Source organism: Amycolatopsis regifaucium (genome assembly GCF_001613935.1).
GTDB lineage: Bacteria > Actinomycetota > Actinomycetes > Mycobacteriales > Pseudonocardiaceae > Amycolatopsis > Amycolatopsis regifaucium.
The window spans coordinates 314,768-329,024 of the sequence record NZ_LQCI01000014.1; the positions used below are offsets into that span (position 1 = coordinate 314,768).

Genomic DNA, 14,257 nt, shown 5'->3' on the forward strand with positions numbered 1-14,257 from the left:
CGGCCGTCCGACCCCTTGCCGACGTGGTCGTTCCCGCCGATACGGGAGATTTTCCGTGGCGAAGCCGGACTCGGCGCAAACTCTGTGTGAGCTATTTGACCTTGGTGGTGATCTGCGAGGTGAGCTGCCCGCCATCGACCTTGGCGAGCAAGCACAGGTACTCGCGCGAGTAGTCGGTGTTCTCCTCGCTCAGCGGCCGGTTCCACTCCGCCTCGGTCGGGACGACGGCCCGCCAGTAGAGCCCGCTCCGCTGCTGCGCCGGCACCACGCCCGAGTTGAACGTCGCCGAACAGATCGCCTCGGCGATCCGGTTCACCATCTCGGCTCCAGGGTAGGCGGCGACCGCGGCGTCCTTGTCGCTCGCCGACTGGACGTCGAGCAGATCACCCTTCGCGTAGACCTCGACCAGGTGATTCTTGGCGCAGTTCCCGCTGGTCTCGCTGTTCATCGTGACGTTGTCGGCGAGCGGGACGTTGTAGCAGTCCCCGGAGAGGTCGATCTTGAGCTGGCCGTTGATGCCGTAGGTGAGCGTGGGCTGGGCCTGGCTGTTCCCCTCCGGCGCGGCCATCCATCGGCCCAGGAAGATCCCGCCGACCAGCGCGCCGATCACGGCGACCGCGGCCAGGCTGAGCCACAGTGGACGCAGATTGCGTTTCGGCGGGGTCGGCGCGAGCCGGGTCATCGGCTGGCCGGGGTGCGACATCGCCGTTCCACCCGAAGGCGGGGTCGGCTGGGCCTGCACGCCCTGCGCGGCCGAAAGCAGGCTCCGCACCTGGTCGTAGGACATCCGCGCTTCGGGTTTGGTGACCAGCAGGCCGAGGATCGCGGCGGCCAGCGGGCCCTGGACCCTGGTCAGGTACGGCGCCTCGGTCATGATCGCGTGCAGGGTGGCCGCGGTGGTCGACCGTTCGAACGCGACGATGCCCTCGGCGGCGAAGAACAACGTCGTGCCCAGCGACCAGAGGTCGGATTCGGGCATCGCGTCGCGGCCTTCGACCCGTTCCGGCGCCATGAACGCGGGCGAGCCGACGATCATGCCGCTGGTGGTCAGGCGCGGGTCGTCGGCGGCGTGCGCGATGCCGAAATCGGTGAGCTTCACCCGGCCGTCCGGCGAGACCATGATGTTCGCGGGCTTGACGTCGCGGTGCACGATCCCGGCGGCGTGCGCGGCCCGCAGCGCGGACAGCACCCGCTCTCCCACCAGCGCGATCTGCTGGGCGGGCAGGGGGCCGCGGTCACGCACCAGGTCGGCCAGCGTCGGCGCCTCGACCAGCTCCATCACGATGTAGGTGGCGCTGTTCTCGGTGACGACGTCGTACACGGTGACGACGGCCGGGTCGTTGAGGCGCCCGGCGGAGCGGACCTCGCGCAACATCCGCTCCGTCAGCACCGAAGCGTCCTCGGGGGCGTTAGGGAACTTCAGCTCCTTGATCGCCACCTGGCGGCCGATCACCTGATCCTGTGCGCGCCAGACGATGCCCATCCCACCACGGCCGAGCTCGCCCAGCAGGGCGTATCGGCCGGCGATGATCCGCGCGCCGGAAGCCTGCCGCGTCTGCTGTGGCGGCCCATATGGACGGGTCTGTTCGTCGGTCAAGGTTCGATGCTCCTTCGATTCGCGCAGGATGCCGACTCGGACCCGTTCGCGCCCCGAAAGGTTCCTTCGCCGAGCTCGTGAATCAGACTGTGACCTCGTGGCCGGACTCCTGAAGTGCCTTCACGGCACGTTCGAGCTCGGTGCCCCGGACCAGGACGTGGTCGGTGTCGAAAGTGGACATCGAGAACAGCGCCACCCCGGCGGCGGCCAATTCGCTCGACAGCGCCGCGATGATGCCGGTCAGCGTGAACGCCAGCGGCCCGCGGACCGACAGCAGCCGCCAGCCGTCCTCGACCGTGGCCCCGGCCGGTGCGAGACCGGCCGGGCAGATCACCGACAGCTCTTCGGGCGTCCGCGTGATGGAGATCAGCACGGGCTCTCCGGGGTCGAGCAGATTCGCCGGAACCGGCGCGTCCGGGGCGAGGCGGGCGACCGCGTACTCGCCTGGCCGGACGTCGATCGCGAGGCGCCGCATCAGCCCTCGAGAACCTTCGGGCTGGACGCGACCTCGGTGCCGTCGGGCAGCGCGGAGATGGTGAAGTCCGCGAACACGTTGCCCGAAGCCTTCTGCAGCTCGCGCAGGCACTCGATGGCCAGGGCGCGGATCTCGACGTCGGCGTGCTCGGTGGCGCGCATCGCGATGAAGTGGCGCCAGGCGCGGTAGTTGCCGGTGACCACGATGCGGGTCTCGGTCGCGTTGGGCAGTACGGCGCGCGCGGCCTGGCGGGCCTGCTTGCGGCGCAGGGTCGCGCTCGGCACGTCGGCGAACTTCTCCTCCAGGCCGGCGAGCAGCTCGGTGTAGGCGTCGACGGCGGCCTGCGAGGCGGCGAGGAACTTCGCGTGCAGCTCGGGGTCCTGCGCGATGACGTCGGGCTCGACGAACGCGGCGTCGCGCTCCGGGACGTAGCGCTGGGAGAGCTGCGAGTAGGAGAAGTGCCGGTGGCGGATCAGCTCGTGCGTCAGCGACCGGGAGATCCCGGTGATGTAGAAGCTGACGGAGCCGTGCTCCAGCACCGACAGGTGGCCGACGTCGATGATGTGCTCGAGGTAGCCGGCGTTGGTCGCCGTCTTCGGGTTCGGCTTCTTCCAGGACTGGTAGCAGGCCCGGCCCGCGAATTCGGCCAGTGCCTCACCACCGTCGGCGTCGGTCGACCACGGTACGTCCGACGGCGGGAAGAACTCCGTCTTCGCGATCAGTTGAACCTTGGGTGACACGGTCTCGGCCACGTTCGCACTCCTTTTCGACCCCTGCTCCACGACTCCGGGCAGCGTAACCGCAGCTTGGTTCGACGACCGGGCGACATCACGGTGACGTCATCGGCTTCTTGACTGACATCACAAGTGACGTCATAGTGGTGTCATGGATCTGACGCCGTACATCACAAGCCTTCGCGAGGACCTCGCGAACACGGCTTCGGCCGGCGACGAGCAGACACGGCGCGCCGCCGCGCTGCTGTCGTCGGCGCTGGAGCCCGCCGCCCGGCTGACGCTCATGAACGCCCTCGCGGACCTGGCCGCCGAAGTGACCTCGGCGCTGCCGGGGCACGTCGTCGACGTCCGGCTCGACGGCCGCGACGTGCGCGTCGTCGTCACCGGCGCGGGCGAGAGCACCGAGCAGGCCCCGCCCCGCCAGGAAGCGCCACGGGAAACCCCGCGCGCGCCCAAGGTGGACACGGGCGACATCACCCGCATCACGCTACGCCTGTTCGAGCAGGTCAAGGGCCAGGCGGAAGCCGCGGCCGCCTCTCAAGGCGTTTCGCTGAACACGTTCGTTTCGCAGGCCGTCCAGGGCGCGCTGGGCAAGGGCGGCGGCGAGCACTGGCACCACAAGCAGAAGCCGGGCGGCGGTGCCGGTTCCCACCTGCACGGCTGGGTCCAGGGCTGAGGGGACGGAAAATGACCGAGGAAAACACTCCCGCGGGTGAAGAGACCGTGCGCGTCGAGGAGTTCGAGGCCGAGGGCCCGATCGAAATCGACGTGAGCGTGGCCATCGGCCGGGTGACCATCGAACTGACCGACGAGACCGGTGCCCACGCCGAGGTCCGCCGCGACGGCGGCGAGCAGCAGCCGTGGGTGGACGGGATGACGAGCCTGCTCAGCTGGGTCGGGGAACGCTTCGGCGACCAGCTCGGCGGTTCGCCGGGGACGTCGGCGGAGGACGCCGTGGCGCAGACACGGGTCGAGAAGGTCGGCAACCGGCTCGTCGTCCAGGCGCCGAAGGCCTGGCAACTGAAGAACGTCCCGCTCGCGGTGACCGTCCGGGCACCCGCCGGTTCGCATCTGGAGGTGCGGGCCGGGGCGGCCGACGTCACGGTGTCCGGGGTCGCCGGGCGAGCCGACGTCATGACCGGGGCGGGCAAGGTCGGCCTGGAGCGGGCCGACGGTTCGGCCATCGTCCGCACCGGCACCGGCGACATCAAGCTCGGCGCGACGCAGTCCGGTTTGCAGCTGCGCACCGGCAGCGGCTCGGTCGAGGCGTCCTCGCTGGGCGGTTCGGCCACGATCGCGACCGGTACGGGTGACGTCTGGCTCGGCGAGATCGCGGGCGAGGTACTGGCGCGCACCGGCAGTGGCGACCTTTCGGTGGCGGACGCCGCCTCCGGGGCGCTGGAGCTGACCACCGGGTCGGGCGCGGTCCGGGTGGCGATCCGCGGCGGCGTGCACGCCGAGGTCGACCTTTCGTCGACGACCGGTTCGGTCTCGAGCGAGCTGGAGGTCGCGGAAACCGCGCCTTCGGAGGTCTCGCTGAAGGTGCGGGCGCGGACCGGCACCGGCGACGCGGTGGTGACCAGCGCGGCCCGGTGAGGCCGCTGACCGCAGGGGGATCGAGGGACCTTTGCTCTCACTTTTCCACGGGGGTGGGAGCGAAGGTCCCTCGCTCACTTCGCGGAACCGGTTGCCGAGGTAAGCAGCCGCAATGAAGGGGCCTTTCATCGCAAAATTTGCGATGAAAGGCCCCTTCATTGCGGAACGCGAGACACAGCGCGAGCAACTCAGCGCACCAGCCGGGAAAGCACCGGAGCGAGGTCGCCCCGCTCCCCCACCGCGACCCCGTCCAGTCCCTGCCAGTCCGCCATCAGCCGCAGTTCGCCCGCCAGCTCGCTCGCGACCCGCGCGACGTCCACCCCCGGCTCGGCGAAGGCGCCCTGAACGCGCAGCAGCCCAGCGGCGCGATCGGCTTTGAGGTCGACCCGGCCGACGAGTTCGCCGTCGAGCAGGAACGGGAACACGTAGTAGCCGTAGATCCGCTTCGGTTCGGGGACGTAGATCTCGATGCGGTAGAAGAAGTCGAAGATGCGCTCGGTACGGGCGCGTTCCCAGATCAGCGGGTCGAACGGCGAAAGCAGCGCGCGGCCGGTGACCGACCTCGGCGCCTTCGCCGCGACATGCCGGTACGCCACCGCCGGCCAGCCCTCCACGGTCACCGGCTCCAGCACGCCCGCCTCGACCAGTTCGGCCACCGCCCGTTTGCTGACGTCGGGGCCGAGCCGGTAGTAGTCCCGCAGATCCGGTTCGGTGCCGATGCCCAGCGCGACGGCCGAGCGGGTGATCAGTTCGCGCGCGCCCTCCTCCGGGGTCACCTGCCGCGCCAGGATCTCCGGCGGGACCACGCGTTCGGTCAGGTCGTACAGCCGCTCGAACGACCGGCGCGTGCCGGTCGTCAGCTGCCCCACGCCGAACAGCCATTCGCACGCCTTCTTGACCTCGGAACGCTCCCACCACGAGCCGGGTTTACGGCGCATGCCATCGTTCTCCAGCGCCCGCTCGATGCCGCCCGCGCCGATCGGTCCCTTCTCCTTGACCACGGCGAGGATGTCGTCCACCAGACCGGGCGTCTGCTCCAGCACCCGCGCGTAGTTCGTCCACCAGCCCATGCGTTTCGCGCCGGACCGCAGCAGTGGCCAGTCCGCCACCGGCAGCAGACTCGCCTCGTGTGCCCAGGATTCGACCAGCATCCGTGGCTTGCGCGTGGAATGGGACCAGGCCGCGTCGTCCACCAGCGTGGGCTCGTACGCGCCGAGCCGGGAGAACAGCGGCATGTAGTGCGCGCGGACCGCGACGTTCACCGAATCCAGCTGCAGCAACTGGATCCGCGACAGCACGCGCTGCAGATGCCGCCTGGTCGCCGGTCCGCTCGGCCGCGCGTCGGCGAACCCCTGCGCGGCCAAGGCGATCCGGCGCGCGACCGGCCCGCTGATGGTCGTAGTGCTCATTGCCGGAATGGTGCCATCCACCACCGACAGTTTTCCGCGGCACCGATAACCTGCGCACCATGGCCGTCGCCGAAGTCCGCCCCGCCGTCGTTTCCGACGCCGCCGAGATCGCCCGCATCCAACGCGATACCTGGCGAAGCGCCTACACGGAGTTGCTCGGCGAAGCGGCCGTCGCCGAACTCGACGCCGTGGAACTCGAAAAGACCTGGGCCGAAACGATCGAATACCCGGGCACGCGTGTCTTCGTCGCCGTCGAAGGCGAGTTCACCGTCGGTTTCTGCGTCGCCGGCCGGGCTCCGGAGAGCGAGGTGGCCGCCGCGGACGGTTCGCTGCCCGACGACGCCGCGACGACGGCGCTCATCGCCTCACTCCTGGTCGAACCGCGCTGGGGACGGCGCGGGCACGCGGGACGGCTGCTGGCGAACGCGTCCGCGTGGCTGCGCGAGGAGGGCGCCACCCGCGGGATCAGCTGGGTGGCCCAGACCGATCACCCGTCACTGGGGTTCTTCCGCCGCGCGGGCTGGTCCCCCGACGGGACCGTCCGCATCCTCGACACGGGAAGCACGAGCGTGCGCGAAGTCCGGCTCACCGGCGGCCTCGACCTCGAGCTCGCGCCCTGAGTCCGCGAACACGACCCAGCGCATCACCGAGTACATGAAGACGCCTTCGCACGCCCCGGCGATGAGCCGGGAAAGGCGATAGTCGACGCCCAGCGCGGCCAGTCCCGCGCCGACGCCGAGCAGGAACGCCACATAGTTGACGACGATCGCGGCGACGTACAGCACCGCCTGCCTGCCCACGGGCGCGTGCGAGCGGAAGTTCATGCCGCGGTTCAGCACGAAGCTCAGCCCGAACGCGGTCGCGTACGCGAGCGTGATCGCCAGCCACACCGGCAGGCCGAGCCAGCCCCGGAGCAGGGTCAGCAGAATCAGGTCGATCCCGAAGGTGAACCCGTTGATGAGCGCGAAACCGAGGAAACTCGGCGCCACCAGCCGGGAGAGCCCGAAGGGGAGGCGCCGGACCACGGCCGCGCAGAAGTCGGCGAAGTGATCCGCGAACCCCTTGCCGCGGACCGCGTCGTGCACGTCGGCCACGGCTTCAGCATGACAGCGGCAGGTGGCCGCGAGCCGACGAACAGGTGATCTTCTGGGTGCGTCCGGGAAGCCGGGAACGGGGGTTGACCCCAGTGCGTCCTGGTTTTCAGCTGATAGCTTGGAGAGAACGAAGATAACGGGGAGGCAACGATGGTGGGCTGGTTGCTCCTGTCGTTCGGTGTCGCCTTCGGCTCCGCGATCCTTCCCATCGTCAGTGTCGAAATGTTCCTCATCGGCCTCTGCGCGAGCGAACCGACCTTGCCGTGGCTGCTGCTCGGCGCCGTCGTCGCCGCGGGTCAGGTGGGCGGGAAGACGCTCTACTACCTCGCCGCGCGCGGCAAGATCAAGCTGCCGAAACCACTGCACGACCGGCTGCACCGGGAACGGCCGCCCACACCGCGTCGCGAACGATGGCGGGCGCGGACCAAGAAGATGCGCGCCCGGCTCGACGCCCTTCGCGAACGCTGCCACCGCCACCCGCACTGGATGGCGGGTACCTACGGCGTCAGTTCGGTCATCGGTCTGCCGCCGTACATGGCCACGAGCGTGCTGGCGGGCTTGGTGAACATGCCGCTGGCGAGCTTCCTCGCCACCGGGTTCGTGGGCCGCTGGCTGCGGTTCAGCCTGCTGGCCGCGTCACCGGCGTTGTTCGCGGGCTGGTTCCACTACTGACCGCCCGCATTTCGCCCTCTGAATGCGTGGGGCGAACGCGTTCAGTCCTCTAAGTGCGGGAAGCGGCTTCGAGTTCCACAGCGCGGCGCATGGTCGCCCTGGCCCGCTTCCGGTCGCCGGCGATCTCGTAGGCGTAAGCGAGCCGGTACCAGACCCGCCAGTTCTCCTGATCCGCCTCGACCTCGGCGCGGCGTTCGTCGAACCAGGCGTCCGCGGCGTCGCGATCCACCCGGCCGGATGGCCGCCGGGGCAGGTCGGACACGTCGGGCAGGCCGCCTTCTTCGTCCAGCCGCCGCGAAAGCCGCTGGATCTGGACGCCGGAGCGCCAGGTGGTGACGATGATCCAGACCCCGAGCAACGGCAGCAGCAGCACACCGACGCCGAAGAGCACCGGCACCGTCTCGCCGGTGCGCACCAACGCGATGCCCCGCCCCGCCAGCAGGACGACGTAGACGGCGAGCGCCGCCGTCATCACCAGCGCGAAGTTGCGGGCCCTCACAGGTCGAGGATGTTCTCGAGACCGACCGTCAGGCCGGGCCGCGTGCGCACCGAGCGCACGCCGAGCAGCACACCCGGCATGAACGAGGTGCGGTGCAGCGAGTCGTGCCGGATGGTCAGTGTTTCGCCCTCGCCGCCGAACAGGATCTCCTCGTGCGCCACCAGTCCGGGCAGCCGGACCGAGTGCACGCGGACGTCCTCGACGAGCGCGCCCCGGGCACCGTCCATTTCGGACGTCGTCGCGTCGTCGCCCGGTTCGAGTCCAGCCGCCGCGCGGGCCTCGCCGATCAGCCGCGCGGTGTGCGCCGCCGTTCCGGACGGGGCGTCGGCCTTGCGGTTGTGGTGCAGTTCGATGACCTCGGCGCAGTTGTAGAACCGCGCCGCCTGCTGGGCGAACCGCATGGCCAGCACCGCGCCGAGGGCGAAGTTCGGCGCGATGAGCACGCCGATCGACGGGTCGGCGGCGAGCCACGAACGCAGCTTCTCCAGCCGCTCCTCGCTGAAGCCGGTGGTGCCGACGACGGCGTGGATCCCGTTGACCGTCAGGAATTCCAGGTTGTCCATCACCGCGTCGGGATGGGTGAAGTCGACGACGACCTCTGCCTGCTTGAGCACCGAGAAGTCGTCACCGGCGTCGAGCGCGGCGACGAGTTCCATGTCGTCGGCGCCGTTCACGGCACCGACCACTTCCTGGCCCATCCGGCCGCGTGCGCCCAGCACACCGACGCGAATTCCAGCGGTCATGATGCGATCACCTCGTGCAGATCGTCCGGCAGGTCGTCGGCGTGAGCGTACGGCCCGACCACCGCCGCCGCCGACACGCCACCAGGGCGGTGCAGCAGAGTGCGAGCGAGCGCACAGACCTCTTCGGTGGTGACGGCGTCGATCCGCGCCACCGTGTCGTCGACGCCGAGATACCGGCCGTAGTTCAGTTCGTTCTTGCCGATGCGCGACATCCGCGACGAGGTGTCCTCCAGGCCGAGCACGAGCCCGCCCCGCAACTGCCCCTTCGCGCGCGCGACCTCGGCTTCGCTCAGCCCGTCCTTGCCCACGAGTTCGAGCACCTCGCGGATCACGCCGGCGACCTCGCCGAGCTTCTCGGGCTGGCAGCCCGCGTACACGGCCATGTGCCCGGCGTCGGCGTAGCTCGCGATGGACGAATACACCTGGTACGCCAGCCCTCGCTTTTCGCGGACTTCCTGGAACAGGCGCGAACTCATCCCGCCACCGAGCGCGGCGTTGAGCACCGACTGCGCGAACCGCCGGTCGTCGTGCCGTGACAGCGACCGCAGGCCGAGCATGACGTGGGCCTGCTCGGTGTCGTCGGTGTGCAGGGCGAGCTTCGGCACCCTCGCGATCCGCGCGCGGCCCGACCGCGGCGGCACCGGAGTGGCCGTACCGGTCAGGCGGTCCCGCAAAGCCTTGCGCACCAAGCGAAGCACCTGGCCGTGTTCGATGTTCCCGGCGACGGCGAGCACCATCCGCGGCAGGGTGTAGCGGCGCCGGTAGAACCCGCGCAGCGCCGACGCGGACATCTCCACGATGGACTTCTCGCTGCCGAGCACGGGGCGGCCCAGCGGGTGTTCGCCGAGAATCGCGCCGACGAACGTCTCGTGCAGCAGGTCCTCGGGGTCGTCGTCACGCATCGAGATCTCTTCGAGCACGACACTGCGCTCGGTCTCGACGTCGGAGTCCGTGCACAGCGCCTCGAACACGACATCGGTCACGAGGTCCATCGCGAGCGGCAGGTCCTCGTCGAGCACCTGCGCGTAGTAGCAGGTGTGCTCCTTCGCGGTGAACGCGTTGAACTCGCCGCCGACCGCGTCGATCTCCTCGGCGATCTGGGTGGCGTCACGGTTCGTGGTGCCCTTGAACAGCAGGTGTTCGAGGTAGTGCGCGGCGCCTTCGACCGACGACGGCTCGTCGCGCGATCCCACGCCGACCCACAACCCGACCGTCACCGACCGGGACGCGGGCACGTGCTCGGTGATCACCCGGAGGCCACCGGCCAGGACGCTGCGCTTGACCACCGCACCGTCCGAAGTGGACTCGAGCGTACGGGTGCTGCCGACGGGCTGCTCGTGCCCGGCTGTGCTTGATCGCGCCAACGGATCCCTTACTCACAGGTCAGGAAAGGGCCGTTCAGGACCCGCTTTGGAGCGGCGGCGCGTCCCGAACGACCCTTTCCTGGCGTTTCACATCGATCTGGCCGGACCTACTTGGCGTCGGCCTTCGGAGCGTCGGCCTTCTCGCTTTCGGCCGCCTTGGCGTCCGCCGTGTCCTCTTCCTGGACCACGATCAGGCTGATCTTGCCGCGGTTGTCGATGTCGGCGATCTCGACGCGGAGCTTGTCGCCCACGTTGACCACGTCCTCGACCTTGGCGATCCGCTTGCCGTTGCCCAGCTTCGAGATGTGCACCAGGCCGTCCTTGCCCGGCAGCAGCGAGACGAACGCGCCGAACGCGGCCGTCTTCACCACGGTGCCGAGGAAGCGCTCGCCGACCTTGGGCAGCTGCGGGTTGGCGATGGCGTTGATCTTGTCGATCGCCGCCTCCGCCGACGGGCCGTCGGCCGCGCCCACGTAGATCGTGCCGTCGTCCTCGATGGAGATGTCGGCGCCGGTCTCCTCGGTGATCGAGTTGATCATCTTGCCCTTCGGGCCGATGACCTCGCCGATCTTGTCCACCGGGATCTTCACGCTGGTGACGCGCGGGGCGAACGGGCTCATCTCGTCCGGAGCGTCGATCGCCTCGGCGATGACCTCGAGGATGGTGAGGCGAGCGTCCTTCGCCTGCTTCAGCGCGGCGCCGAGGACCTCCGAGGGGATGCCGTCGAGCTTCGTGTCCAGCTGCAGCGCGGTGATGATGTCCTTGGTGCCGGCGACCTTGAAGTCCATGTCGCCCATGGCGTCTTCGGCACCGAGGATGTCGGTCAGCGCGACGTAGCGGGTCTCGCCGTCGACCTCGTCGGAGATGAGGCCCATGGCGATACCGGCGACCGGCGCCTTCAGCGGGACACCCGCGTTCAGCAGCGCCATGGTCGAGGCACAGACCGAGCCCATCGAGGTGGAGCCGTTGGAGCCCAGCGCCTCGGAGACCTGGCGGATCGCGTACGGGAACTCGTCGCGCTTCGGCAGGACCGGGACCAGGGCGCGCTCGGCGAGCATGCCGTGGCCGATCTCGCGCCGCTTCGGCGAACCGACGCGGCCGGTCTCGCCGGTGGAGAACGGCGGGAAGTTGTAGTGGTGCAGGTACCGCTTCGTGGTCTCCGGGGAGAGCGAGTCGATCTGCTGCTCCATGCGGAGCATGTTCAGCGTGGTGACGCCCAGGATCTGGGTCTCACCGCGCTCGAACAGCGCGGAACCGTGCGCCCGCGGGATCACGGCGACCTCGGCGGCGAGCGACCGGATGTCGGTCAGGCCGCGGCCGTCCATCCGGATCTTGTCCGTGAGGACGCGCTTGCGCATGATCTTCTTCGACAAGGCCTTGAACGCCGCGCCGATCTCCTTCTCACGACCCTGGAAGGCTTCGCCCTCGCCCAGGCCGATCTTCTCCAGCACCGCGGCCTTGACCTCGTCGGTCGCGTTGTCGCGATCCTGCTTGCCCGCGATGGTCAGCGCGTTCGCGAGGTCGTCGGTCGCGATCGCGGCGACGGCGTCGAAGGCGTCCTGCTCGTAGGCGAGGAAGACCGGGAACTCGCCGGTCGGCTTGGCGGCCAGCTCGGCCAGCTGCTGCTGGGCCTCGCACAGCACCTTGATGAACGGCTTCGAGGCCTCGAGGCCCTCGGCGACGGTGATCTCGTCGGGCGCCTTGCCACCGGCGGCGATCAGGTCGAGCGTGTGCTCGGTGCCCTCGGCCTCGACCATCATGATGGCGACGTCGTCACCGACGATGCGGCCGGCGACCACCATGTTGAAGGTGGCCTCTTCCAGCTGCTTCCAGGTCGGGAACGCGACCCACTGGCCCTCGATCAGCGCGACGCGGACGCCGCCGACCGGACCGGAGAACGGCAGCCCGGCGATCTGGGTCGAGGCCGAAGCCGCGTTGATCGCGAGCACGTCGTACGGGTCGTCCGGGTTGAGGCTCTGGACGGTGATGACGACCTGGATCTCGTTGCGGAGACCGTCGGCGAACGACGGGCGCAGCGGCCGGTCGATCAGGCGGCAGGTGAGGATCGCGTCGGTCGACGGGCGGCCCTCACGGCGGAAGAACGCGCCGGGGATGCGTCCGGCGGCGTACATCCGCTCTTCGACGTCCACGGTCAGCGGGAAGAAGTCGAAGTGGTCCTTCGGGTGCTTCGACGCGGTGGTCGCGGAGAGCAGCATGGTCTCTTCGTCGAGGTACGCGACGACGGAACCGGCGGCCTGACGGGCCAGACGGCCGGTCTCGAAGCGGACGGTGCGAGTGCCGAAACGGCCGTTGTCGATGACGGCTTCGGTTTCGTGCACGGTGACTCCGGTGGAGTCGGTCATAGGGTGTATCTCCTCTTTTGTTCCTCTGTAATGACGCGAGTCTCCCACCCTGGGACCTGTTTCGCCTGCGGACGCTCGAGGAGTGAGGCCGGTCTTCGATCGAAGCCCCCGGGCCGTTACCCGGGAACCACTACCGAGGACCGGCGGACGGATCCTCGTGCGCGCTCGCGCCATGCCCCTCACGTGGAGAGGGCGTTCTGTTCTTAAACCGAGGGGGAGCGACCGATGTGGCCACTCCCCCTCGGGGTCAAGCTATCGGCGGAGGCCGAGACGCTGGATCAGCGCACGGTATCGCTCGATGTCCACCTTCATCACGTAGTTCAGCAGCCGGCGGCGGCGGCCGACCAGCAGCAGAAGCCCGCGACGGGAGTGGTGGTCGTGCTTGTGAGCCTTGAGGTGCTCGGTGAGGCCGACGATGCGCTTGGTCAGCAGCGCGACCTGGGCCTCGGGGGATCCGGTGTCCGAGTCGTGCACGCCGTACTCGGCAAGGATCGACTTCTTTTCTTCGGTGGACAACGCCACTGTGGTGCTCCTAGATACTCTGTGCCGTGCGGCCCGGACGCTGCTTCACGCCGGGTGAGACGGTCGCGGCCGCCACGGACTGCAGCCGGACCCGATCATCGAGGTTACCAGCCCCGTGATCAGCGGCTTCAGGCGCGGGCGCGCTTCAGCTCGTAAGACCGGATCACCCGGTAGTGCGACGCGCCCTGCTCACGGTCACTGCGCATCAAGACGGCTTCGGTGGCCGTCCAGGTCCTGCTGGTGAATCCGGCCAGCCGCTTCACCCACGCGCTCGCGGCCATCGGCCGGTCGCGGGGAAAGCGGGCCACGGTCAGGTGGGCCGTGTACGGCCTGCCCTCGTCTCCCGCGCCTGCCTTGACGGCCAGCTCGTGGAGCCCGGTTCCGGTGACACTCAACCACAGCACGCCCGGGAATGTCGCGGCCTTTTCCAGCCGGAGGCCGAACGCGGTCGCCTCCGCCAGCCGTCCGGCGAGCCAGGCGGCGCGTTCCCCGGCGTCGTCCTCACCGTAGAAACCGAGGGTGACATGCCAGTGTTCCCGCCGCGACCAGCGGAAATCGCCGTCTTCGGGTGACCCCAGCGCCGTCGCGATCTCGTCGAGGACGTCGTCCGGCGGGATCAGAGCGCTGAAGAGGTTCATCAGGAGTTCTTGGCCGCCCGGCGCAGCAGGTCCGCCAGAGCGGGGAAATCGTCGTCGAGCAGCTTCGCGGCCTCGGTGAGGTCTTCGTCCTCGCCGATGTCCCGCAGCGCCACGAGCACGCCCTGGTCGTCGGCGACGGCGCCGACCGGGATGCTGTCCCGGCCCACCGTCGGCCGCGAATCGCGGACGTCTTCCAGTGCCTCCTGCATGGCCTTGCGGTCTCCCGCGGCGACCGCCGGGACCAGCACCTTGCGCTCCAGCATGATCATCTTCGCGAGCACGACCGGGTTGCCGATCTTCGCGCGGCGCCCGCTCATCACCTGGCTGAGCATGGGCGCGCTGATCCCGAGTACCTCGGCGAGGAAGGCCTGGGAGATGTCGAACGCGACGACCAGTCTCCGCACGCGATCGCCGAGCGGCTCCCCGTACCACTCCCTCTGCAGCGCGATGTTCCGCTGGACGATCTTGTGGTCCTCCACCTGGTCCGCTCCCCTAACCCCATCCAACGCCACCTGTGGTCTGTGACATCTTGCCACCGGGACGCACCGTGA

15 protein-coding genes and 1 pseudogene are annotated in these 14,257 nt (G+C 69.3%); 4 read left to right on the top strand and 12 right to left on the bottom strand.

Annotation, left to right across the window (positions count from 1 at the left end; genetic code table 11):
- Positions 1-91: 91 nt before the first annotated feature.
- From AVL48_RS18380 to thyX, 3 genes are all read right to left on the bottom strand, one after another.
- The gene (locus AVL48_RS18380; RefSeq protein ID WP_061983887.1) at positions 92-1,597 is read right to left on the bottom strand and encodes a serine/threonine-protein kinase; all 1,506 of its coding nucleotides are present in this window, start codon (positions 1,595-1,597) and stop codon (positions 92-94) included.
- 82 nt (positions 1,598-1,679) lie between these two features.
- The gene (locus AVL48_RS18385) at positions 1,680-2,072 is read right to left on the bottom strand and encodes an ACT domain-containing protein (RefSeq protein ID WP_061983885.1); all 393 of its coding nucleotides are present in this window, start codon (positions 2,070-2,072) and stop codon (positions 1,680-1,682) included.
- Positions 2,072-2,824 carry an FAD-dependent thymidylate synthase gene (thyX, locus tag AVL48_RS18390; RefSeq protein WP_034312167.1) on the bottom strand — a complete coding sequence of 251 codons (753 nt, stop codon included), beginning with the start codon at positions 2,822-2,824 and terminating at the stop codon, positions 2,072-2,074. The genes AVL48_RS18385 and thyX overlap by 1 nt, the downstream gene beginning before the upstream one ends.
- A 133-nt stretch (positions 2,825-2,957) precedes the next feature.
- Here thyX and AVL48_RS18395 point away from each other — a divergent pair, with 133 nt between their 5' ends.
- Together AVL48_RS18395 and AVL48_RS18400 are read left to right on the top strand one after the other, a co-directional pair.
- Positions 2,958-3,482, top strand: a complete 525-nt coding sequence (locus tag AVL48_RS18395) for a toxin-antitoxin system HicB family antitoxin (protein WP_061983883.1) — start codon at positions 2,958-2,960, stop codon at positions 3,480-3,482.
- An 11-nt stretch (positions 3,483-3,493) separates the two neighbouring features.
- Complete coding sequence (locus AVL48_RS18400; RefSeq protein WP_061983881.1) at positions 3,494-4,402, top strand: DUF4097 family beta strand repeat-containing protein; 909 nt, start codon at positions 3,494-3,496, stop codon at positions 4,400-4,402.
- Positions 4,403-4,590: 188 nt separating this feature from the next.
- Here AVL48_RS18400 and AVL48_RS18405 read toward each other — a convergent pair whose 3' ends face one another.
- Positions 4,591-5,811, bottom strand: a complete 1,221-nt coding sequence (locus AVL48_RS18405) for a winged helix-turn-helix domain-containing protein (RefSeq protein ID WP_061983879.1) — start codon at positions 5,809-5,811, stop codon at positions 4,591-4,593.
- 59 nt (positions 5,812-5,870) lie between these two features.
- Between AVL48_RS18405 and AVL48_RS38365 the strand changes: the two genes are divergently transcribed.
- Positions 5,871-6,431: a GNAT family N-acetyltransferase gene (locus AVL48_RS38365; RefSeq protein ID WP_074038068.1), complete on the top strand. Its 561-nt coding sequence runs from the start codon at positions 5,871-5,873 to the stop codon at positions 6,429-6,431.
- A 66-nt stretch (positions 6,432-6,497) separates the two neighbouring features.
- On the opposite strand, the pseudogene AVL48_RS40115 reads toward AVL48_RS38365, so the two are convergent.
- Positions 6,498-6,905 (bottom strand): annotated as a pseudogene (locus tag AVL48_RS40115) (GtrA family protein); the annotation flags it as partial.
- Between the two features lie 150 nt (positions 6,906-7,055).
- Here AVL48_RS40115 and AVL48_RS18415 point away from each other — a divergent pair.
- Positions 7,056-7,577, top strand: a complete 522-nt coding sequence (locus AVL48_RS18415; RefSeq protein WP_061983875.1) for a YqaA family protein — start codon at positions 7,056-7,058, stop codon at positions 7,575-7,577.
- A gap of 49 nt (positions 7,578-7,626) precedes the next feature.
- Here AVL48_RS18415 and AVL48_RS18420 read toward each other — a convergent pair whose 3' ends face one another.
- The 7 genes from AVL48_RS18420 to AVL48_RS18450 all read right to left on the bottom strand — a co-directional run bounded on the left by AVL48_RS18420 (position 7,627) and on the right by AVL48_RS18450 (position 14,185).
- The gene (locus tag AVL48_RS18420; protein WP_061983872.1) at positions 7,627-8,076 is read right to left on the bottom strand and encodes a tetratricopeptide repeat protein; all 450 of its coding nucleotides are present in this window, start codon (positions 8,074-8,076) and stop codon (positions 7,627-7,629) included.
- A complete protein-coding gene (dapB, locus tag AVL48_RS18425; protein ID WP_061983870.1) occupies positions 8,073-8,819 on the bottom strand; it encodes a 4-hydroxy-tetrahydrodipicolinate reductase in 747 nt (248 codons plus the stop codon). The genes AVL48_RS18420 and dapB overlap by 4 nt, the downstream gene beginning before the upstream one ends.
- The gene (locus tag AVL48_RS18430; protein WP_061983868.1) at positions 8,816-10,183 is read right to left on the bottom strand and encodes a M16 family metallopeptidase; all 1,368 of its coding nucleotides are present in this window, start codon (positions 10,181-10,183) and stop codon (positions 8,816-8,818) included. The genes dapB and AVL48_RS18430 overlap by 4 nt, the downstream gene beginning before the upstream one ends.
- Positions 10,184-10,290: 107 nt before the next feature.
- Positions 10,291-12,546, bottom strand: coding sequence for a polyribonucleotide nucleotidyltransferase (locus AVL48_RS18435; protein ID WP_061983866.1), 2,256 nt, complete (start codon positions 12,544-12,546; stop codon positions 10,291-10,293).
- A 252-nt stretch (positions 12,547-12,798) separates the two neighbouring features.
- Positions 12,799-13,068: a 30S ribosomal protein S15 gene (gene rpsO, locus AVL48_RS18440; protein ID WP_003084034.1), complete on the bottom strand. Its 270-nt coding sequence runs from the start codon at positions 13,066-13,068 to the stop codon at positions 12,799-12,801.
- Between the two features lie 128 nt (positions 13,069-13,196).
- Positions 13,197-13,706: an RNA 2',3'-cyclic phosphodiesterase gene (thpR, locus tag AVL48_RS18445; protein WP_061983864.1), complete on the bottom strand. Its 510-nt coding sequence runs from the start codon at positions 13,704-13,706 to the stop codon at positions 13,197-13,199.
- On the bottom strand, positions 13,706-14,185 hold the full coding sequence (locus AVL48_RS18450; protein ID WP_037304358.1) for a helix-turn-helix domain-containing protein: 480 nt from the start codon (positions 14,183-14,185) through the stop codon (positions 13,706-13,708). Before AVL48_RS18450 ends, thpR begins: the two co-directional genes overlap by 1 nt.
- Between the last annotated feature and the right edge of the window lie 72 nt (positions 14,186-14,257).